Below are 20,566 nucleotides of genomic sequence, written 5' to 3'. Positions count from 1 at the left end.
ATTGTTTATAAATTTTTGTAGATTATCTTTAGCAAGCAATCCCGGATTGTGAGGTCTATCTACTCTCCATAAATTGCTGCAGACGTCCAACGGCTTCTTTGAGAGTTTCTAAGTCTGTCGCATAGCTAAGACGGACATTTTCTGGAGCACCGAAGCCTGCTCCGGTCACCAGAGCCACGCCAACTTCTTCTAAAATTGCTGTCGTAAACTCGGTCACATCTGTATAACCTTTCATTTCCATGGCTTTCTTGACATTTGGAAAGAGATAGAAGGCACCTTGTGGCTTGACCACTTCAAATCCTGGCACCTGAGCCAAGAGAGGATAAATAGTATTCAGACGCTCTTCAAAGGCTTGACGCATAGTCTCGACCGTTTCCTGACCGCCAGTCAGAGCTTCGATAGCTGCATATTGAGCCGCTGCTGTCGGGTTAGAAGTCGTCTGACCTGCAATCTTACTCATAGCTGCTATAATCTCTGGCTCACCAACTGCATAGCCAATCCGCCAACCTGTCATGGAGTAGCTCTTAGAGACACCATTGATGACCACTGTCTGCTTGCGAATCTCCTCTGATAGACTAGAAATTGGCGTAAATTTATTGCCGTTATAAACCAGACGTCCATAAATATCATCTGCCAAAATCAGAATATCATGCTCTACAGCCCAGTTTCCAATCGCCAGCAGCTCATCTGCTGTATAAATCATACCAGTCGGGTTGGACGGCGAGTTCAAAACCAAGACCTTAGTCTTGTCAGTACGAGCAGCTTCTAACTGTTCCACCGTCACCTTGAAATTATTTTCCTCAGTAGCTTGGACAAAAACAGGAGTCCCCTCGGCCATCTTAATCTGGTCCCCGTAGCTGACCCAGTAAGGCGTCGGAATGATAGCTTCATCACCTGAGTCAAGCACACTCATAAAGAAGGTGTAGAGGGAGAACTTAGCTCCGGTTGCCACCGTCACTTGATTAGGCTGGATTGTGTAGCCGTAATAGTTGGCAAAATACTCTACTACAGCTTCTTTTAGCTCTGGCAGACCGCTAGTCACCGTATAAAAACTAGCACGGCCATCCTCAATAGCTGCTACAGCCGCATCTTGGATATTCTTAGGCGTCGGAAAATCCGGCTCTCCCAGAGTCAGAGACAGAATATCCCGCCCCTGCGCTTTCAAAGCCTTAGCACGCGCTGCTGTTGCTAAAGTCACGCTTTCTTCCATCTTTAAGACACGATTTGATAATTTCATAGTCCCTCCTTGCTGACCAAGAGTCCGCTTTCAAAACCAATCAGGTAGTAGGTGCCTCCCGACTTGACTTCCCAGATGGGCTGATCCTGAAAATAGCCCATGGTCACCTTATCAACAGTTCCCGCTCCATTTTCCTTGGCAATGCTCTTCGCCTCAGCCTGACTGACGCCTTGGTCCAGTCGATAGACCCGAATCTCATTGGAATCTTTTGCAATCAATACAGCTTTTTCGACACCCTTACTTGTCTTGCCAAGAAGACTGTAGTAAGATTCCTGCCCATTGTAGAAGGCAAATGAGTCAACTTTTTCAAGATCTGCGTATTCCTTGGCCAAGCGGCTGCTTGCTTCCTTAGCCGACTGTCTCGGCTGCATAGATACTTGCAAAACTGCAAAAAATGAAAAGACAAGAACACTGAGAACGATAAAAATACCGATAAGGTACTGCCAAATTGGAAAACTGGCTTTATTTCTATTTTTATATTTCACTCCGTCATTATACTACAAATACTCCTATTTTTCTATCTTTTTTTGATGAGAATATTCTCAAAATTCTAAAGCAATATCCTTGCATATGATACTATTTATTGGTAAAATATTATTATGAAGATTACAGACGATTTAAGCAAAGAAACTCTGCTTGATTTGAAAACCATGATTGTCTTTCACAAGGCAGCAAGAACCATACGTGCCATTGAAGCCCAGATTTTTAAAAAGCATGATTTGACTCCTACTCAGTTTTCCGTCTTAGAAACCTTGTACAGCAAAGGGGAACTGCGTATTCAGGACCTGATTGACCGCATATTGGCAACTTCTGGCAACATGACTGTTGTCATCAAAAATATGGAACGCGACGGCTGGATTGTCCGCACCTGCGACCCAAATGACCGCCGGGCTTTTTTGATTGGTTTGACAGAACAAGGCAGAGCTAAAATTGAAGCCGCCCTGCCTGATCATATTAAAAATATTCAGCAAGCTCTTTCCATTCTCGAAGAAGACGATAAGCAAGACTTGATTCGAATTTTAAAAAATTTCAAAAAAATGAGCTAAATAATTGCTAACTAGTGATTAATGTTGTAACATATATTGTAACAAGAGAAATTTCTCTTTATTTTATAAAAAAGGAGACAATGCAATGTCTAAAGTATTATTCATCGTCGGCTCGCTTCGTCAAGGTTCTTTCAACCACCAATTGGCTGAGCAAGCTGAAAAAGCTTTGGCTGGCAAGGCAGAAGTTTCATATCTTGATTACAAAGATGTACCATTCTTCAACCAAGACATCGAAAGTCCTGCTCCAGCTGCTGTTGCTAAGGTTCGTGAAGAAATCTTGGCCGCTGACGCTATCTGGATTTTCTCACCTGTCTACAACTGGGCTATTCCAGGAGTAGTGAAAAACCTCTTGGACTGGGCTTCACGCGCTTTGGATCTGTCAGACCCGACTGGTCCATCTGCTCTGAATGCTAAGGTTGTTACTGTTTCATCTGTAGCTAACGGCACATCACCAGATGAAGTATTCAAGCACTACCGCAGCCTGCTGCCATTCATCCGTATGAACGTGGTAGAACCATTCACAGGTGTTGGTATCAACCCAGAAGCATGGGGAACTGGTCAACTGACTGTCGCAGAAGACAAACTTGCTGAACTCTCAGCACAGGCTGATGCTCTTTTAGCAGCCCTTAACTAAAAAGAGAAGATTATAAAAAAGAAAAGAAAACTTATAAGACACTAACCCCCCGCAAATAATTGCGAGGGGTTTTTAGAATGCTTTACTGACAGGAACAGGTATTATAAATCAGCTAAAGAATATTTAGGATAAGGAATTTGAGATAATTCATCTTCTATTTTTGCTAGCATTTTCTCTTCTGATTCATCTATATACCCCTCAAACCAAACTTTTTCAATATCTTCTTGGTTAAAAAAGCAAGCTTGATTATCCGTCATACCAAAAGGATATACACAACCGGAATAGTCTAAATAACCAATTTCACCCTTATTATTATATAGAGGATAACGGTTAATAATCATAATTTTTACTTGTCCATTTTTAAGTTGGACAACACTCCCTATCGGTAGTAACTTGGACATTAGAAACCTCCTTTAAAAATCTTCTCGAATTCTAAGTATTCTTCTTTTTTAATCTTTTTAGAACTTTTATCTGTTTGAATAAATGGGATCTTATGAGACAAAAATAAACAATCAAGAAGCCAATATCACTTAACAAATAAGAGACATAGACACCTCTGCTTAGATACTCAGTTGCATGATAAATTGCAAAAAAGGTAAAAAACAAACCGAATACAAGCTTCGCATATACATTTCGACTAAAAATATATAAAAATTCGTCCTTAATGGGAAGCGTTTCAAAGCGAAACTCTTTAAATGACAGTTCTTTCTTTGTTCTCACAAGTAATTCTACTAAATACCCAAGAATAATATAACCCAATACTAGAGAAATCAACTTCCACAGGAAGGAAAACTGGCTATTCGAAATAGAAGTAAATCCATGAAGCAGCAGAATGCTAGCTGCAGGAACATAATTCGTGAGATCCAGATGGAATGTTGGTCTATCTACATTGACATAGATTTTATTAGTTTTTGGGTCAAAATAATAGTTTCTACCCTGAAAAGCTAAGAGTTCGGTTAAATATTCTTTTTTCTTCATTTTAATTGCTTTTCCAGTCTTTTAAGGATAATCAATTTCTCTAACGGTCTATTTCCTATTAACATGAGCCCAGATGCCGGGAGAAAACCAATTATACCCATAAAAGAAAGGAAGCTTCCTGAAAAATAATAATCAATAATAAATTTAATTGACGTAAAAAATAGTATAGTCCCAAAAAACAATATTCCTTTACTTTGCATTTGTTGGTTATAAAGAAAATTAGACCAGTCAAAATAAAGTTTCTGATTAAAATTTTTCATAGTTCCTTTTCTAATATTTCTTAGAACAAATATTATCAAAACTAGAACGCAGAGAACAGTCGAACACAAAATAAATATTCTGATAGGCACACTGGCAACCTGAGGTGCTGTTGCTTCTGAATAAATGTTTCGTAAAAGAAAGGAAGCAGGCAGAATAGCCCAAGTGAGATTAGGAACTTTCTCTTCTTTCTTATCTATAGAGTAAAGTTCTTCAGTTTTTCTATCATAAAAAATATTTTTATCTCTGAAATTACCCAACCAAAATACATTCTTATTCATTGATTTCTTCCAAGTAACAACGGTTCATAATCATAGCACTTCCATTCAGTAAGTAATTGGTCATACATTACCTTGATCCATAGATTATAAGCTAAAGCTCTTTATTTATTTTTTATCAATTGCTTTATTGCCGTCATTCTTTTCATAAAATTGCTTTTTGCTGTTACCATATAAAATATAAAATAAAAGGCAATAACTTCTATTAAGTTTGTCATGGTAGGAGCGGTCAAATATTCTCTCATTTGAAAAACAGTTAAGAAAGAACTCACTGCAAATGTAATAAGAAGAATATATAATCGGTTTCTCTCTTCTTCTAAAAAATTCAACCAACCAACATGTTCATATAATTTGGGATTAAACGCCTCAACGTTTTGCCCTAAATACTCATCTTTAAATCCAAAGTGACAAACCAAAGATATAAGAATAAGACACGCACTCAAAACAATTACTTTGAAAATAGGCGATTCAATTTTTATATTGTTTACTTGAACGAGAAAGGCATTTCCCAAAATTCCAATCGCTACTACTAACCATCTGAGATTAGGAAAAACTCTCTCATTTACTTTATTTGAATATACTTTTTTACTTTTCACATCATAAAAGATGTTTCGACCTTGAAAGCCACCTATGATAATCATAGATTTCGTTTTCTTCATTTTTCAATACCTTTCTATTCAAAGTAAATTAAGCTACTGCTCAAGTCCAATTTTATCTAAGTAACCTTTAGAGCCTGAATTTTCTTTCTTATTATCTAACAAATAATTTTTTGCATCTTCAACAACTGGTTCTATATGTTTATCATAAACATCATCAAAAGACTTATTAGTTGCTACACTAATGATAGATCCTACTACAAAGCCAGTTGCAAAACCAGCTATACTACCTGGTCCTGGGAAAAGCGCTGTTCCAATTGCAGCTCCAATTTTACCAGCTCCCAGTCCTATACCGAAATGTCCCGCCGTTTTAAGAGCCGCATCCTCAATGTCAGCTCCATCATCAATCTGACTTTGATAGTCCCAAGCAACTAAAGCAGCGTTAACGCCTCTAGAAAGCAATCCACCAAAGATAGTGGAATTAGTTTGTAATTCAGGTCCATTTGCAGTCTCAACAACTTCAGTTGTTGTCGTTACAAAATTTGACCCAATGCCTACATTTGGACTATCTAAACCAAGTGAATAGGCCTTAAGTTGTTTAATCATCTCCCAGGTAAGGCCAGCTTTCTGTAAATTTTTGATCACAGTTGGATTGTTAGCTAACTGTTTATCAACTCCTTCTACTATTTCACTGATTAGGTTATCCCGAACCTCTTTGTCTAGATCTGGAAAATTCTTATTTAAAAATTCTTCTACTGCTGATTTCTTTTCACTAATAGTAGACGCTTTTTCTATCTTATTCAAAGTATTTCCATATTCTTTAACCAAATACTTAGCATTCTTAGAAGAATCATATTTTATACTTTCAATCTTCTGTCCTTGCATTTTCTTGACCCAGCTCATGTCCACTCCATCAACATAGTGATTACCGTTGCTGTCTACTAGGACTTGGCTTAGCTGGCTGGCTCCTTGGATAGCTAGACGGAGGACTTCTAGACTATCGCTGAAATATTGAGAAACCTGAGCGACAAAGAACTCCAGCTTTTCAATCTTCTCTTCCAATTCTTTGATTTGTGATTCAATTTGAGACTCTGCACTAGAAAGAATCACCAGAGACTGCATGTGAGAAACGATATTAAATGTAGCAATAGACTTCATACGCTCTAAGAAAGATTCTTTGGCTTCAATAGCCTTTTTGACAGAGGCTAGCTGCTGCTCTCTCAATTCTTTTGTCTTCTTCAGCTGATCCAGGTCGAGGTTTCCGTACTCAGCTACCTGAGCATCTGCAGCTCTGTATGAATTTAACTCCGTTTGAATGTCGTCCACTGCAGCCTGTAGCTTCTTTATGGCAGGAATGATAATCTCTGAAAAGAGGCCTTTCCCTGCTGTATAGGCAGCTCCCATGAGTTCTCCTGAGTCTAGGGTAGCTATTAGGTGGTCACAGCCCTGAGACAATCGGTCTGTCACCTCATTGGCCACTTGAATATTATTAGCCATGGCCTCCATCAGCTGTGAAGACTCTGATGAACTGTACTTTACTCCCATGGTAAAGAGTTCCTTTCTTTCGTCAATTTTTCTCGATTTTCATCTAATTTTTGCCGAACTTTCCTTGTTTGTTTGGAAACATTGTCCAACTCCTGCTCTACGTAGCTATCTATTGTTTGCTGCAAGGCTTGGTTTTCTTCCCATATTTTACGATTTGTAGAACTAGTCTCTGATACGGGATCTATCAAATTTTCTATTTGGGCATTCATCGTCCAAATATCTGTACGAAAATCCATTACCTTCTCTTCATAACGCCTTTTGAGAACTAAAAGATCTTCTTCTTGATTCTCAAGCTGAATGATTTGCTTATGTAATTGCTCACGTTTTTCTTGATTTTTATCTTTTATCATCAGTTGCTCCAACGTTGCGCCTGCTCTACATCACGCTTTTCAATTTTATAAGCTATATCAGGAAATTTATTAGCCTGAGCCAGGACAGCTACGCTAAAGTCACTGACAGCCTGCAGCATTTGATTGCATGCTTGGCGGCCTGCTTCCATCCCAGCAATCTCTGTTGTATAGCTAAACTCTACCTGCTGATTTTGCTTGTCACTTGTATCTACCCCAACCAATTCACTGATAACATTCTGAGCAGAGATAGTACTCGACTTAATTTTTCCCATAGTTCTAAAACTCCTTAGAAACTTCATTTATTTTATAACAATTTTATCACGGAAATATTACAAAAGTGTTACAAGGACCGGTTTTTCCTTTTTATACTTCCTTGACATAAACTAACTCTTGGTCACTGGACAGATCAGGTCGGTATGTAAAGCCTGCAAAGCTTAATTTTTTCATCTGTTCGACTTCTGTTACTTGGTTAGTTATTAGAGCTGTTAAAAACTCACCACGCGCTTTTTTAGAGATGGTCGAATGGACTTTCAGCTGGCCGTCTCGATCTTCCAGAAACTTAAAGCCTATCATGCGCTGGCGGATTTCCTTGGAAAAGACCGTTTCAAACTCGCTGGACAGGAGGGAGAAAATCATCTCATCTTCTGCCAGAGCATTGTCATAAGCTTCTTTCCAAAATGCCTTGAGACTCTTCCCATCTAACTTGAGTGGCATCATAAAGTCCAAGCGATGAGGCGCTATAGGCTCCAGGGCTGGGATGACACCGTAAAGCGCTGATGTGATGGCAAGATGCTTCTCGATATACTGACTTTCCTCCTTGGTATAGTCCCTCCTCTTGATATGGCGGTACATAAGGCCATCAAAAAGATAGAGGGCTGGAGCATGCTGAGCAGTTCCTTCTCGCAAAGCCTGAATGGCTTGCCGCTCTATCTCCGCTCTTTCTGGGGAAATTTTATAAAAAGATGCCAAGTCAGCTACTGACATGGTTGCCAACTCATTCAACACAGCTTGAGTTTGTGCTGAAAGTGGATTTGGGATTGCAGATGGCGCAGTTAGATTCAACTCTTTCGCAGTTGGGATAAGAATTTTCATAGTTTCCTTCTTTCATTTAGTGAATGTGTCGGACAACCCATTTGCCTAAGGCTGTCTCTAGTAGATAGCTGCCGATGATGAAGCCTAGCAGATTGGTCAAGATATCACCCAAGTCAAAAATGCCAAGGTGAAAGAGATACTGGCTCCCCTCAACCAGACCGATAGCTAAGGTAAAATAAGCCACATGTTTCCATGACAACTTGCAGAGAAAGCCCAGCGGAATGAACATAATGATATTCATGGTTGGTACCAGCTTATCTCCATAAATCCAATTATAGGTAAAAGACTGCAGGTCCAGACTGAAGCCCTGCCTGCCGATATTTTTCAAAAAGAGGGCATAAAATAGAATGAGAAAATAGAGGGTGTAACTAGCCACTACCTGCCAACGGGGAATGTGCCGACTGTAGAGACCACGAATAAAAAGCGAGGTAATGGCTGTCAGAGTCAGGATGATAGAAGCTGGTATCAGCAGGTTCCATTCTGGCTGATTCTTGTAAAAGACGACGGCTACGTAGGCATAAAAAAAGCGCATATAGAGCCAAGACCAAAAAATCAGACTGCCTAGGAAGGCTGCCATATCAAAGATTGTTTGTTTTTTCATCTGAAAGCTCCCTTTCTTCTTTTTAAAATTATATCAAATTTCAATGGGACATTCTATTTTTTGCTTGACTTTGTTTTACAGAGATGTTATCATCTAGTTATAAAGACTAGATAAGAAAGTGATAAAGATTTGAACTCTCAACAAGTTTTTCCCAAGTGGGACGAATTACCAGAACTAGACCTATATTTGGACCAAGTTCTGCTCTATGTAAACAATGTCTGTGGCTCTTCTATTTCAGCTGCTGACAAGGGACTGACCGCTTCTATGATTAACAACTATGTCAAGCATGGCTATATTGCCAAGCCAGTCAAGAAAAAATATCAACGCCGCCAGGTAGCTCGCTTGATTGCTATCACGACCTTAAAAACGGTCTTTTCTATCCAGGAAATTTCTGCTACTTTAAATATGCTACATAAATCAGCAGATTCGCAAGATCTCTATAATGACTTCGTTGACTACATGAATGGCAGCAAGCTAGACGTGGCACCCATCATTTCCACTGCCTGCCAGACGGTCAAACTCTATCAAAAGACCTTATCCCTAATCCAAGTACCAAATGAGGAGGAAGAAAATCTTGAACTACGCGCTTAAACTCAGTAAAAAACTATCCTTCGGAGAGGAAATTGCTAACGCTGTTACCCATGCGGTAGGGGCTGTTCTGATGCTTATTCTGCTGCCTATCTCAGCTATTTATAGCTATGAAGGGCACGGATTGGTGGCTGCTGTCGGAACTTCTATCTTTGTTATCAGCCTCTTTCTTATGTTCCTCTCTTCAACTGTCTACCATTCAATGTCCTATGGCTCGACCCATAAGTATATCTTGCGCATTATCGACCACTCCATGATTTACATCGCTATCGCTGGCAGCTACACGCCAGTCGTGCTGTCGCTGATGAATAACTGGTTTGGCTATCTCATCATTGCCATCCAGTGGGGCACGACCATTTTTGGCATTCTCTATAAGATTTTCGCTAAGAAGGTCAATGAAAAATTCAGCTTAGCTCTCTATCTGATTATGGGCTGGCTGGTTGTCTTTATCATTCCGCAGATTATCGGTCAAACTGGACCTATCTTCTGGGGACTCATGCTGGCTGGTGGTCTCTGCTATACTGTAGGAGCTGGTTTCTATGCTCAAAAGAAGCCCTACTTCCACATGATTTGGCATCTTTTCATTCTAGCTGCTTCCGCCCTGCAATACCTTGCTATCGTTTATTTTATGTAAGAGAAAAACACAAAAACCGTCTGAGGACTTTCAGACGGTTTCTTTGTTTATGCTGATTGTTGATTCATCCCTGCTTTTCTACAGTCTTTCTTTGCTTGTGTGCTTTTCTAACTTGCTGAAAGATTGGATATAAGATTGGGACAGCGATGACTGTCGCTAGACTGGAGCCAAATGTACCAGTAATCTTAGCTACTGCCAGCAAAAATGCTGCTGGTAAGCTACTCCAACCAAACAGTGTTCCTGTCAGAGTGTACTTGAAGATATTGAGCACAATTTTCACCAAAGCTGCAGCTACTGCTGTCACAAGAATATTTCTTAGTTTATCCTTTCTCTGAAAGAGTCCTTCATACAGAAAATGAATCACCACGGCCACCGCAAGTGCTTCTAACAAGATAATTGGGATTTCCGCTGCGTAACCATTCAGCAAGTCAAATATTCCCAATCCGATAGCGGCTGCTAAAAAGCCGAGTTTACTACCAAAAATCAGACAGCCCACTACCACCAGTGCATTCCCAAAGTGAATAAACTGAGCTCCGACAGGAATTTTAAAAAACTGAATGCTCAGAAAAATCAAAGCAGCAAATAAACTAATCATGGTTAAGGTTTGCAAATCGAGTGTTTGTTTCTTCATCTTTTTCCTCCATCAAGGCTTGAAAATCAGCAAAAAGCTCTCCTAGGTAGGGCTGGTAAAAAACGCCCTTCTTTGGATCTATTTGCTCTTTAAAGCTAAGTTCCAAGCTCTTTTCAATAAACTTCAAAATCACAGGCAGGGCTTGCTTGATATCAACCTCCTGAACAAAAGCCGCAGCCACAAGTGTCGTCAATATATCACCCGTTCCAAAAAATTGCTGGGGCAGAGATGGACTGGAAAAGAGGTTAAACCCTTCTGTTCCCGCATCAAAATAGGCCACACCAATCTGATTCTCTTTCATGGGCAAGCCAGTTAGCAAGACCTTGCTCGGTCCTAACTCAGCCAAACGCTTGCAGTAGTCCTCCCATCTATCTTCTGATAAACTATCTTCGTAGGGTTCTTCCAATAACAAACAGGCTTCCGTCAAATTGGGCAAAACTAAATCAGCATGCTGGCAGAGGCGACGCATATGGTCTAGATGGGCATCTGAAAATCCCTGATAAAAAGTTCCCTTATCCCCCATGATAGGATCCACGATAAGGGGCAAGCTTTTTTCCTCTTTAAAGCGCAGCAAATTTTCCACCTGAATATCAGACTTCAAATATCCTGTTATCAGAGCTGAAAAGTTGAACTCTAGGCTCTGCCATTGTTTCAAAAAAGCAAGCATCCCATGCGTGTAATCATCTATATAGATATTTGAAAAACCACCTGTATGGGACGACAAAATCATGGTTGGCAACAGGGCGACTTCTAGCTGGCAAATTGCAAAAAGCGGCAGGGCAGCTGTTGCGGCAACCTTACCTAAGCCAGAAATATCTGTGGCCAGAATGACTGTTTTTGTTTTCATGACTCCTCCTACTTGTTCTCTATTGTAAAATATCTGAAAATGAGTTACAATATGAAAAAATTAAATCTGTATGGGGACAGTTTTATGGTTAAAGCAAAATACCAACGCATCGTTGATAAGATTACTAAAGATATAAAAGAGGGAAAATTGGCTACTGGTCAGAAAATCCCTTCTGTCCGCAAGCTGGCAGAGCGTTATCACTGCAGTAAGGATACCGCGCAAAAGGCTCTGATTGAGCTCAAGTATCAGAAGTACATCTATGCCGTTCCCAAAAGCGGCTACTATGTACTGGAAAATGCTCAGGAAGAAAAGCAGGATTTGGAGCTGCCTGTGAGGGATGATCGCCACCAAGCCTACGAGGATTTCCGACTCTGTGTGAATGAAACTCTGATTGGCCGGGAAAATTATCTCTTCAACTATTACCCTCAGCAGGAAGGACTGGAGGATTTGCGTCGCTCCGTGCAAAAGCTAATGCTGGACTCTGCTGTCTATGCTTCTAGGGATCAGCTGGTACTGACTTCCGGTACCCAGCAGGCTCTCTATATCCTTTCACAGATTGAATTTCCCAATCAAAAAGAGCGTATCTTGGTGGAGCAGCCGACCTACCATCGGATTAATGATCTTCTGCTAGCGCAAAAACTTCCTTATAAAACCATTGAAAGAACACCGCAAGGAATTAATCTGCAAGAACTTGAGAGGATTTTTCAAAGCGGAAAGATCAAGTTTTTCTACACTATTCCTCGCTTTCACTATCCCTTGGGCCACTCATACACTCGGCAGGACAAGGAAGAGATTCTTCGGCTAGCCCAGCTCTATGATGTCTATATTGTAGAGGATGACTACCTATCAGACTTTGATAGCCGGCGGGAGTTAACCTTTCATTATCTAGACAATAGCCAGCGGGTCATCTACATCAAGTCCTTTTCTACCAGCCTTTTCCCAGCCCTGAGGATTACCGCCCTGCTCCTTCCGCCTCAGATTCAAAAGACCTTCATCGCTTACAAAAGCGCCGTGGACTACGACAGCAACCTCATCATGCAAAAGGCCCTATCGCTTTACATCGACAGTCTCATGTTTGAAAAAAATAGGCTGGCGCTGCTGCAGCTTCAAGAAGAGGAAGCAAGAAAAGCCCAAATACTACTGGAGCAAGCTCAGCTGCCACTAGCCAGCTATCTGACCAAGGACGGCATTCTGTTAGACTTGAGGTCACTTTCTTCCGTCAGTGCTCTCAAACACAGCAGCCTGTCGCTTGACTTCTTTGAACAGAGCTACCTTGCTAGCTGCCCTTACCAGTATGCTAAGCTGCCTTACGATAACTTAGAAGAAAATATAGAGAAATTAAAAGACTATTTAAAATAGGTGTAGAATTCATTTGGAATTCTACACCTTTCATTTATAATCAGGCTTTTCAAGACTCCATCATTCCAGCCTGCAGTTGGTACATCTTCTTATAGGTTCCATCTTGAGCTAATAATTCTTCGTGGCTGCCGGATTCGATAATGCGCCCCTTATCTAAGACATAGATGCAGTCGGCATCCTGAATGGTAGACAGACGGTGGGCGATGGCAATGGTCGTCCGTCCCCGCCGCATCTTTCTCAGTGAGGTTTGAATCAGCTCCTCTGTTTCTGAATCAATATTGGCTGTCGCCTCATCCAAAATCAAGATTTTAGGCTTGGTTGCGATGGTCCTAGCAAAGGCTAGAAGCTGCCGTTGACCGCTGGAAAATGTCGCTCCCCGCTCAGTCACAGGGGCGTCATATCCTTGAGGGAGCTGACTGATAAAGCTATGAGCATCTACAAACTTAGCCGATTCTATGATGTCTTCTCGCATCAGCTGCTCTTGGTAAAGCTGAATATTGGAAGCAACGGTGCCGTGATAAAGGAAGGGATCCTGCAAAACAAGGCCAATCTTTCGTCGCAGCTCCGCCTGACTATAGTCTTTAATGACACGGCCATCAATCAAAATTTGTCCCCGCTCAAACTCATAAAAACGCAGGAAAAGATTGATAATAGAGGACTTGCCAGAGCCAGTCGAGCCCACAAAGGCAATCGTCTGGCCTTTTTTGACAGAAAAGGAGATATCCTGCAAAACATCACGCTTCCCATCATAAGAAAAGGAAACATGCTTGAATTCGATACTGCCATCTTGGATTTGCAGGTCTTGATTAGCCTGCTCAGGCTCGTAGTCAGTGCGGTCCATAATTTCAAAAACCCGTTCCGCAGCAACCATAGATGTCTGTAAAACAGAGTAATTCTGCATAACATCAATCAAAGGATTAAAAAGCTGATTGACATACTGGATAAAGGCATACATAATACCAGCCGTAATTCCCACCACTTGCCAAGTCAAGCCAAAGTAAGTCAGAATCACTCCATAAGCCAAGATTTTCAGTAGGGACATGGCCGGTCTCAGAAAGAGACTGTTGATATTGAGATAGCGATTGGTAAAGCCTAAATGTTGACCGTTAATTTCTTCAAATTCTCTCAGCAAGCGCTTCTCTTGCCCAAATGCCTGAATAATCCGCATTCCCTCGATACTCTCAGATAGCTTGACATTCAAATCGCTGAGCTTATTACGGACCTGCTTGAGCTGACGATTGGATAAATGCTGATAGAGCAAGATAGATGCTGCCATCAGAGGCAAAAAGAGAGCGATCATCAAGGTCAATTGCCAGTTGAGGGCAAACATAGCGCTCAAAGTAACAACTAAAATCAGCAAAGAGCTCAAAAAATTAGAAAAAATCTCACTGAACATATCTGCTACTGCCTGAGTATCATTGGTCAGGCGGGAAACGATAGCACCAGCTGGCGTTTTATCAAAATAAGCCATTTGCAGACGCTGGATATTGGCAAAGCTTTCCTGTCGCAGGTCCCGAACCACACTTTGAGCCACACGCGCAAAGAAATACTTTCCCAAGAAGGTAAAAAGTACCCGCAAGAGGAAAAGACCATAGTAAAGAGCCAGGAAAGGCAGGCCAGCCCAAGCTTGATTACGGCCGATAAACTGATCAATAAAATAGCGGGCCAAGAGCGGCAATGCCGTTGTGACCAGAGTCGTCAGCAGGATGAAGGTCAAGGCCATGCTGCTCACTATCCTGTAGCGCCACATATAGCCTAGGAGGCGATGAAAAGTTGCTTTCTTTTTCATGTTAATCTTCCTCCTTCAAGCTCTCTGCCAACTGCTGATTATGGTATGTCTGAGCATACCAGCCCTTTTGCTCCAATAGCTCTTGGTGAGTACCCCGCTCCTTGATCCGTCCCTCTTCCATAACCAAAATCAGGTCTGCATGCACCAAGGCCGACAGCCGATGAGCTGTGATGATGGTTGTCTTGCCAGCACGCTCTGACTTTAGATTTTCCAAAATCAGGTGCTCCGTCTTGGCATCAACAGCCGACAGGGAGTCATCCAAAATCAGAATTTCAGGATTGGTAATAATAGCCCGACTCATCGCCAAGCGCTGCTTCTGTCCACCCGATAGAGACAAGCCCCGCTCGCCTACAACCGTATCCAGCCCCTCTGGCATAGCCTGAATATCCTCATAAACACCGCAGAGTTGAGCGGCAGCTAGAACCTGACTATCTGTCAGCTGGGGATTAGCAAAGCGGATATTGTCCCGAATGGACAGAGCAAAAAGCATCTGTTCCTGTGGTACATAGCCGATAAGACGACGCAGGTCTTTGAGGCGGTACTCTCGGATATCATGGCAATTCAGATAGATAGCCCCCTCCTGGATATCCTGCTCCCGCAGCAGCAAGCGCAGAAGAGTGGTCTTCCCTGAGCCCGTCTGTCCGACAATTCCCAGTGTCTGTCCTTGCTCAATGGAAAAATGAATATCCGATAAACTAGTCTCCTCTGCATAAGCAAACTTCTGAATGTCATAGTCCAATCGACCATTTTCCGCATGAGAAAGGGGTTGTTCAACTTCCTTGACATCTGACTCCTGAGTCAGCAGTTTCTCAATCCGTTCATAGGAAACAGCCCCTCGCTGGCCGATGTTAAAAAGATAGCCTGTAGCCTGCAGCGGCCAAACCAACATATCCAGATAAGTGATAAAAGTAACCAACTCTCCTATGGTAAACTGCCCTTGGGAGATAAAAATTCCACCGAAAATTAAGGTCAAAACATAAGAAAGGCCGATAAAAAGCAAAACCAAGGGGTCAAAAAGTGAATCGTACTTGGCAGCCAAAACGTTTTTTTCGTAAACCTCTTGATTGGTCTGTGCAAAAGACTGAGTTTCCGCTTCCTGATAGCCAAAGGACTTGGTCACTCGAATCCCTGAAACGCTCTCCTGAACCTTATTGTTCAAATCCGAAAAAGCCTCTTGAGCAGCCTTAAAACTTTCATGATTTTTTCGGCCAATCAAGCCCGTTCCCCAGGACAAGAAAGGCATGGGCACAATGGCAATCAAAGTCAGCCGCCAGTCCAAAATGAAAAACATAGTCAGCAGGGTCACCAAGGCTGTAATAGAAGCATCCACAGCTGACATGACTCCGCCACCAGCCAAACTGACAACCGCATTGATATCATTGGTTGCATGAGCCATCAAGTCCCCTGTTCGATATTTCTGATAAAAAGAGGGAGACATGTGAGTAAAATGCTCGAACAATCGAGAGCGCAGATTCCGTCCCAGATTATTGGATGTCCCTAAGATATAAAGGCGCCAGACATAGCGCAGACCGTACATGATAAAAGCTGAAGCAATCAGCAACAGCAAATTAAAGAGCAACTCTTGAGAAGTCAGATGTTTGCTAGCAACTCGGTCAATAACCTGACCGATGACTCTGGGCGGTATCAGATTGAAGACACTGACCAAGGACAAGGCCAAGATACCGATGATATAGCGCCGCTTTTCCAACTTAAAAAACCAGGCTAATTTTCTAATAAGGTTCATAATTTCTCCTATTCTTACTAGTCTTTTTATTATACTGTTTTTTGAGGAAAAATGAAACACAGCGGATTGGAGCGCTGTGCTTCGATTCTATTTTTTACTGGTCAGCTGGTAACTAACAGCCAGTAAATCAAAGATTTCCTGATCGCTCAGGCTATCATCCAAGGGCAGACTGAGCCAATATTTCTTATTCATGTGAAAGGCCGGGTAAATCCCCTTTTTCTGAATCAGCTCTGCCACATGGTCATTCTTAACATTCAGCACCTCAATAGCGCCGCTTCGCTCTGCTTCAAACTTAGACCAGTCTGTGGTCAGAAAAGCCCCATACCACTTTTTACTGTCTTGGTGGCGGAAAACCCCTGCTTTAGTCGAGCTCTTTCTGGACGACTTCTCCCAGAGGTACTCTATTTGCCCCTGATAAACCTCAGCCGCATGATCCCGCAGTCGCTTACTCTGCTCATAGAGAAAGCCAACCTCATCAAAACAGTGCTGACGGATAGCCAGCAGTACTGCCTGACAAGCTTCACGAACTTGACCGACAAACTCACCCGTCACTTGCTCCATCTTGACCTGCAGATAGGCGTCATCAGTATCATAGTCAAAGACCTGATAGTCTAGCTTCCCATCGCTGATAGTTATTTCCAAGCGAAAGTCACCCTTCATAATCTTCTGCGAGAAACGGTAAGCTCCATCAGACTCCTTAAAGCCGTAAGTCTGAAGCTTGTCTGGATTAGCCTTGTATTTTTCAAATAGTTCCAACATCTACTTAGCCGCTGCTAGCGCAGCTTCTCCCTCCTTAAAATACAATTTTAGTTCCATGAAGCTGGTCTACTGCCAGACTATCTATAACTTCCTGACGATTGCCCAAATGAATGCCACCACCCGGCATGATATCAATCCGATCAGCAGCATGCTCGATTAATTCGTCCAGCCAAGCAAAGTGCTCCTCAATCGGCTCACTAGCAGGACCTCCGTGGGTCAAAATTCGCTGGACACCATTCTCAATCAGCCAATCCATTTCGCCAAACTGGTATTCAGCCGGTATCGCATCAAAAGCCATGTGAAAGACTACTTCGAGTCCCTTGCAAGCCTCTAGCAGCCGCTGCATCTTCGGAACATCTATTTCGTTCTTCTCCGTCAAGACACCAAAAACGACTCCCTGACTGCCGGCTTCCTTGGCTTTTTGGATATCAGCCAGCATAATCTCAATCTCAAGGTCAGTGTAAACAAAATCACCGCCCCGAGGCCGAATCATAGTCATCACAGTCGCACCATAAAGCTTGGCCAAGTCAACTGCTGCTTGAATTACGCCATAGCTGGGCGTCGTACCACCGACAGCCAGATTATCACAGAGCTCAATCCGCTGGGCTCCCGCCTTCATAGCCTTTTCTAACAAGGTTACATTTTCCGCACAAAATTCATAAAGCATCATCTCACCTCTGATTTAATATATTGATTTCCTTTATCTATTATAACACAAGAGCTTCGTGATATCAGCTCTTATCAAATCTTTCAGCTTCTCTCTTACACCAATCAAGCCAATTGGTCTGATAGTCTTCCTTGGACAAGATGCGGTTCTGTAGGCATCTTTTCTACCTCACAATGCTATTGTTCAAATAATAGTATAAAAACTCCATTTGATTCGGAAGGACTCCTCCTCAAATGAAGTTTTCTTTTTTAGATTCCATAACCCATGCTGAACTGGATTTTAGCAGCTCCATTCTGGAAGCTGATTTTGTTAATGCTGTATTGACTCTGCGGCAGAGCTAGAAGGAAACTATCTCCCTCCGTCGTGATAGATGAATTTGAAGCCTGCATTTGTTGCTTCAGCATGCCTGTCACCCAAGATTTAGGGATAGGAAGAGAGCCCAGCTTGGCACTATCGATTGTGATGTGCAAGACATTATCCCTCACCGTCACATCCACCTCTAGGTCCAGCTTACTGTCAATGAAGAGCAGCTTGACTGGATACTGGATGCGCAGCTTATTGCCTTCAATACTGTAAACACTGTTCAACAGTTCCTGATTCTCAGAGTCAGCCAGAAAAGACTTGAGCACCTGATTAAGCTGGACGCTATTGAGAGAAACTTCCGTGCTGACTCCCTGAGCCGTCACATTGGCATTGCTCAAAGCTGGCTCAATAATACTCATCCAGGAAGCACTGCCTTGAACATTCTTTAATTGTTCACTTTGATTAACAGATGCAGGAACCAGAAACAGGACTGCTGCAAGCAACAGCACCAAACCAATTCCCACTACTCTTTTTACCATTTTCATGTTTGTATTCCTTTAATTTGAGAAAATCCCTTTAGCTAAAAACACAGAAAGGATTTATCTTATTTTACACTATTTTTGCATAATTTTCTGTAACAAACATATTAAAAAGCTAACAATCCTGTGAGAAAAGGCTAGAACAGATAATCCCAGCCTCTCAATCTCATAGCGCTAGTTTTACAAGGCTCATCATAGATAGCCTATTCTTACTTAATCACTTCCTGAGTCTTAGCATAGTTGGCTTCGACTGCTTCTTTTTCAGATTTCCACCAGTCTTGGTTATCCGTGTACCACTTGATAGTCTCTTTGAGACCTGCTTCAAAGTTGGTAAACTCTGGCTTCCATCCTAGCTCATCGCGAAGCTTGCTGGCATCAATGGCATAGCGGAGGTCGTGGCCGGCACGATCTGTCACATGATCATAAGCATCAGCTGGCTGTCCCATTTCCTTGAGAATCAGCTCCAGCACTTCCTTATTATTCTTCTCACCATCAGCACCAATCAAGTAAGTTTCACCGATTTGACCCTTGGTCAGAATTGTCCAGACGCCTGATGAATGGTCATTGGTATGAATCCAGTCACGGACGTTTTTCCCTTCACCGTAGAGTTTTGGCTTGATACCACTCAGGATATTGGTGATCTGGCGCGGAATGAACTTCTCGATGTGCTGGTAAGGACCATAGTTGTTTGAACAGTTAGAAATAGTCGCTTTGACACCAAACGAGCGTACCCAAGCTTTAACAATTAAGTCTGAAGCTGCCTTGGTAGATGAGTAAGGTGAACTTGGATTGTACTTTGTTTCAGCCGTAAATTTCTCGCCTGGTCCTTCTCCATGACCTGGCAAGTCTTCGCGTAGAGGCAGGTCGCCATAAACTTCATCAGTTGAGACATGGTGGAAACGAATGTCGTATTTACGAGCTGCTTCCAAAAGTGTGTAAGTTCCGATGAAGTTGGTATGAATGAATGGACTCGGATCATTGAGCGAGTTATCATTGTGGCTTTCTGCTGCGTAGTGAACGATAGCATCCACTTCAGCTGCCAGCTTATCTACCAAGACTGCATCAGCGATATCTCCAACAACCAGCTCAACACGGTCGCCTAAAATTTCTTCAATATTAGCACGATTCCCCGCGTAAGTCAGCTTGTCCAACACTGTCACATGGACATCTGGAAAGTTGTTGTAAACATAGTGGACAAAGTTAGAACCGATAAAACCAGCTCCACCTGTCACGATAATTTTTTTGTATTCAGTCATTTTTATTCCTTAACTTTTTTATAATTGCCTTAAGTGGTAGGGACGCAAGCAAACCTTCGGTTTCATTGCTTATTTTTGAGCCTAATGTCTCAAAAATCCCCTGTCATGTAACAAACTACATAATTTTTTACATGACTTACACCACAGCGGCAATCATTTCTTCCATTCGCTGAGCTCGGATAGGAGCTGAGCTAAATCATATATTTCAGTATCAATTAATAAATCAGAAAAGAATTCTTTTTTACAAATCTTCTTTTCTTAGAGGTTTGACATCCTTAAGTAGCGGATGGTTCTTGTCTGCTTCTGAGACTTCTGCTGCTTCTAGGTTTTCCCACTGGATGCCTAAAGCTGGGTCTGCATAGTTAACAAAGGCATACTTGGGTTTGAGTTCCAAAGCCCAATAGTCATTGACCAGATAGCTATAGGAAACAGTATCAGAAAGGACTTGGAAGCCGTTGGCGACGCCACGTGGCACAAAAATCCCCTTGCTGGCATCGATTACGGTCTGGTAGGTGTTACCAAAGGTCTCACCCTCACGCAGGTCGACCCAAGACCCCAGCACCTTACCGTCATCTGCAACAGAGATGTACTTATCCCAAGGCTCAGCATGAAGACCTCGCAGGACATTTTTACGAGAAAAGCTGACATTATTTTGCAGTTTTCCTTCTGCAAAGAAGCTTTCAGGAAAGCCTAGCGGCAGCATTTTTTCCTTTTGGAAATTCTCCTTAAACCAGCCTCGGTTGTCCCCGCGTACAGGGATATCAAATTCCAGCATTCCAGGGATTCCAGGAACCTCACGCGCTGCTAATTCCTTATCAAAAAATTGTTCAGTCAT

The 20,566-nt window shown here is 42.2% G+C and carries 25 protein-coding genes and 1 pseudogene; 5 read left to right on the top strand and 21 right to left on the bottom strand.

The window, feature by feature from the left end; all coding sequences use genetic code 11:
- Window positions 1–55: 55 nt before the first annotated feature.
- Window positions 56–1,237: a pyridoxal phosphate-dependent aminotransferase gene (locus ELZ47_RS04845; RefSeq protein WP_125331362.1), complete on the bottom strand. Its 1,182-nt coding sequence runs from the start codon at window positions 1,235–1,237 to the stop codon at window positions 56–58.
- Complete coding sequence (locus ELZ47_RS04840; RefSeq protein ID WP_125331361.1) at window positions 1,234–1,722, bottom strand: DUF5590 domain-containing protein; 489 nt, start codon at window positions 1,720–1,722, stop codon at window positions 1,234–1,236. Before ELZ47_RS04840 ends, ELZ47_RS04845 begins: the two co-directional genes overlap by 4 nt.
- Before the next feature lie 114 nt (window positions 1,723–1,836).
- On the opposite strand from ELZ47_RS04840, the gene ELZ47_RS04835 reads away from it, so the two are divergent.
- Together ELZ47_RS04835 and ELZ47_RS04830 are read left to right on the top strand one after the other, a co-directional pair.
- Window positions 1,837–2,283 carry a MarR family winged helix-turn-helix transcriptional regulator gene (locus ELZ47_RS04835; RefSeq protein WP_002930817.1) on the top strand — a complete coding sequence of 149 codons (447 nt, stop codon included), beginning with the start codon at window positions 1,837–1,839 and terminating at the stop codon, window positions 2,281–2,283.
- Window positions 2,284–2,368: 85 nt separating this feature from the next.
- Window positions 2,369–2,917, top strand: a complete 549-nt coding sequence (locus tag ELZ47_RS04830) for an NADPH-dependent FMN reductase (RefSeq protein ID WP_002895223.1) — start codon at window positions 2,369–2,371, stop codon at window positions 2,915–2,917.
- Between the two features lie 101 nt (window positions 2,918–3,018).
- Here ELZ47_RS04830 and ELZ47_RS04825 read toward each other — a convergent pair whose 3' ends face one another.
- From ELZ47_RS04825 to ELZ47_RS04785, 9 genes are all read right to left on the bottom strand, one after another.
- Window positions 3,019–3,318: a DUF4176 domain-containing protein gene (locus ELZ47_RS04825; RefSeq protein ID WP_125331360.1), complete on the bottom strand. Its 300-nt coding sequence runs from the start codon at window positions 3,316–3,318 to the stop codon at window positions 3,019–3,021.
- 31 nt (window positions 3,319–3,349) lie between these two features.
- The gene (locus ELZ47_RS04820; protein ID WP_002918844.1) at window positions 3,350–3,895 is read right to left on the bottom strand and encodes a hypothetical protein; all 546 of its coding nucleotides are present in this window, start codon (window positions 3,893–3,895) and stop codon (window positions 3,350–3,352) included.
- Window positions 3,892–4,434: a hypothetical protein gene (locus tag ELZ47_RS04815; protein ID WP_125331358.1), complete on the bottom strand. Its 543-nt coding sequence runs from the start codon at window positions 4,432–4,434 to the stop codon at window positions 3,892–3,894. Before ELZ47_RS04815 ends, ELZ47_RS04820 begins: the two co-directional genes overlap by 4 nt.
- Before the next feature lie 101 nt (window positions 4,435–4,535).
- Window positions 4,536–5,090, bottom strand: coding sequence for an ABC transporter permease (locus tag ELZ47_RS04810; RefSeq protein WP_126435428.1), 555 nt, complete (start codon window positions 5,088–5,090; stop codon window positions 4,536–4,538).
- A gap of 33 nt (window positions 5,091–5,123) precedes the next feature.
- Window positions 5,124–6,572 (bottom strand): LXG domain-containing protein, encoded by a 1,449-nt coding sequence (locus ELZ47_RS11955; RefSeq protein WP_232011370.1) that lies wholly within the window; start codon window positions 6,570–6,572, stop codon window positions 5,124–5,126.
- Window positions 6,563–6,922, bottom strand: coding sequence for a hypothetical protein (locus ELZ47_RS04800; protein ID WP_126435426.1), 360 nt, complete (start codon window positions 6,920–6,922; stop codon window positions 6,563–6,565). Before ELZ47_RS04800 ends, ELZ47_RS11955 begins: the two co-directional genes overlap by 10 nt.
- Window positions 6,922–7,221 (bottom strand): TIGR04197 family type VII secretion effector, encoded by a 300-nt coding sequence (locus tag ELZ47_RS04795; protein ID WP_197715330.1) that lies wholly within the window; start codon window positions 7,219–7,221, stop codon window positions 6,922–6,924. Before ELZ47_RS04795 ends, ELZ47_RS04800 begins: the two co-directional genes overlap by 1 nt.
- 64 nt (window positions 7,222–7,285) lie before the next feature.
- A complete protein-coding gene (gene yaaA, locus ELZ47_RS04790; protein WP_126435423.1) occupies window positions 7,286–8,014 on the bottom strand; it encodes a peroxide stress protein YaaA in 729 nt (242 codons plus the stop codon).
- 16 nt (window positions 8,015–8,030) lie between these two features.
- Complete coding sequence (locus tag ELZ47_RS04785) at window positions 8,031–8,615, bottom strand: VanZ family protein (RefSeq protein WP_049553324.1); 585 nt, start codon at window positions 8,613–8,615, stop codon at window positions 8,031–8,033.
- Between the two features lie 129 nt (window positions 8,616–8,744).
- Between ELZ47_RS04785 and ELZ47_RS04780 the strand changes: the two genes are divergently transcribed.
- Window positions 8,745–9,206 (top strand): DUF1836 domain-containing protein, encoded by a 462-nt coding sequence (locus ELZ47_RS04780; RefSeq protein ID WP_125331314.1) that lies wholly within the window; start codon window positions 8,745–8,747, stop codon window positions 9,204–9,206.
- The gene (trhA, locus tag ELZ47_RS04775) at window positions 9,190–9,837 is read left to right on the top strand and encodes a PAQR family membrane homeostasis protein TrhA (RefSeq protein ID WP_002918829.1); all 648 of its coding nucleotides are present in this window, start codon (window positions 9,190–9,192) and stop codon (window positions 9,835–9,837) included. Before ELZ47_RS04780 ends, trhA begins: the two co-directional genes overlap by 17 nt.
- Window positions 9,838–9,901: 64 nt before the next feature.
- Here the strand turns inward: trhA and ELZ47_RS04770 are convergent, their stop codons facing one another.
- Both ELZ47_RS04770 and ELZ47_RS04765 read right to left on the bottom strand, forming a co-directional pair.
- On the bottom strand, window positions 9,902–10,468 hold the full coding sequence (locus tag ELZ47_RS04770) for an ECF transporter S component (RefSeq protein ID WP_125331316.1): 567 nt from the start codon (window positions 10,466–10,468) through the stop codon (window positions 9,902–9,904).
- The gene (locus tag ELZ47_RS04765; RefSeq protein ID WP_125331317.1) at window positions 10,425–11,315 is read right to left on the bottom strand and encodes a pyridoxamine kinase; all 891 of its coding nucleotides are present in this window, start codon (window positions 11,313–11,315) and stop codon (window positions 10,425–10,427) included. Before ELZ47_RS04765 ends, ELZ47_RS04770 begins: the two co-directional genes overlap by 44 nt.
- 39 nt (window positions 11,316–11,354) lie before the next feature.
- Between ELZ47_RS04765 and ELZ47_RS04760 the strand changes: the two genes are divergently transcribed.
- Window positions 11,355–12,674 carry a PLP-dependent aminotransferase family protein gene (locus ELZ47_RS04760; protein WP_125331318.1) on the top strand — a complete coding sequence of 440 codons (1,320 nt, stop codon included), beginning with the start codon at window positions 11,355–11,357 and terminating at the stop codon, window positions 12,672–12,674.
- Between the two features lie 49 nt (window positions 12,675–12,723).
- Here the strand turns inward: ELZ47_RS04760 and ELZ47_RS04755 are convergent, their stop codons facing one another.
- From ELZ47_RS04755 to ELZ47_RS04720, 8 genes and pseudogenes are all read right to left on the bottom strand, one after another.
- On the bottom strand, window positions 12,724–14,463 hold the full coding sequence (locus tag ELZ47_RS04755; protein ID WP_126435421.1) for an ABC transporter ATP-binding protein: 1,740 nt from the start codon (window positions 14,461–14,463) through the stop codon (window positions 12,724–12,726).
- A 1-nt stretch (window position 14,464) separates the two neighbouring features.
- Entirely contained in the window at window positions 14,465–16,207 is a 1,743-nt protein-coding gene (locus tag ELZ47_RS04750; protein ID WP_126435419.1) for an ABC transporter ATP-binding protein, read from the bottom strand.
- An 87-nt stretch (window positions 16,208–16,294) separates the two neighbouring features.
- Window positions 16,295–16,966 carry an MmcQ/YjbR family DNA-binding protein gene (locus ELZ47_RS04745; RefSeq protein ID WP_125331321.1) on the bottom strand — a complete coding sequence of 224 codons (672 nt, stop codon included), beginning with the start codon at window positions 16,964–16,966 and terminating at the stop codon, window positions 16,295–16,297.
- Between the two features lie 34 nt (window positions 16,967–17,000).
- Entirely contained in the window at window positions 17,001–17,633 is a 633-nt protein-coding gene (locus tag ELZ47_RS04740) for a copper homeostasis protein CutC (protein ID WP_164549632.1), read from the bottom strand.
- Window positions 17,634–17,697: 64 nt separating this feature from the next.
- A pseudogene (locus tag ELZ47_RS04735) lies at window positions 17,698–17,787 on the bottom strand (N-acetyltransferase); the annotation flags it as partial.
- A 94-nt stretch (window positions 17,788–17,881) separates the two neighbouring features.
- Window positions 17,882–18,481, bottom strand: a complete 600-nt coding sequence (locus tag ELZ47_RS04730) for a hypothetical protein (RefSeq protein WP_002917067.1) — start codon at window positions 18,479–18,481, stop codon at window positions 17,882–17,884.
- A gap of 203 nt (window positions 18,482–18,684) precedes the next feature.
- On the bottom strand, window positions 18,685–19,731 hold the full coding sequence (gene rfbB, locus ELZ47_RS04725; protein WP_125331323.1) for a dTDP-glucose 4,6-dehydratase: 1,047 nt from the start codon (window positions 19,729–19,731) through the stop codon (window positions 18,685–18,687).
- A 241-nt stretch (window positions 19,732–19,972) separates the two neighbouring features.
- On the bottom strand, window positions 19,973–20,566 hold the full coding sequence (locus ELZ47_RS04720; RefSeq protein ID WP_015605114.1) for a dTDP-4-dehydrorhamnose 3,5-epimerase family protein: 594 nt from the start codon (window positions 20,564–20,566) through the stop codon (window positions 19,973–19,975).

The sequence above is a fragment of the Streptococcus sanguinis genome, from assembly GCF_900635155.1.
GTDB classification, from domain to species: domain Bacteria; phylum Bacillota; class Bacilli; order Lactobacillales; family Streptococcaceae; genus Streptococcus; species Streptococcus sanguinis_G.
This window is presented reverse-complemented; position numbering and strand designations above follow the sequence as displayed.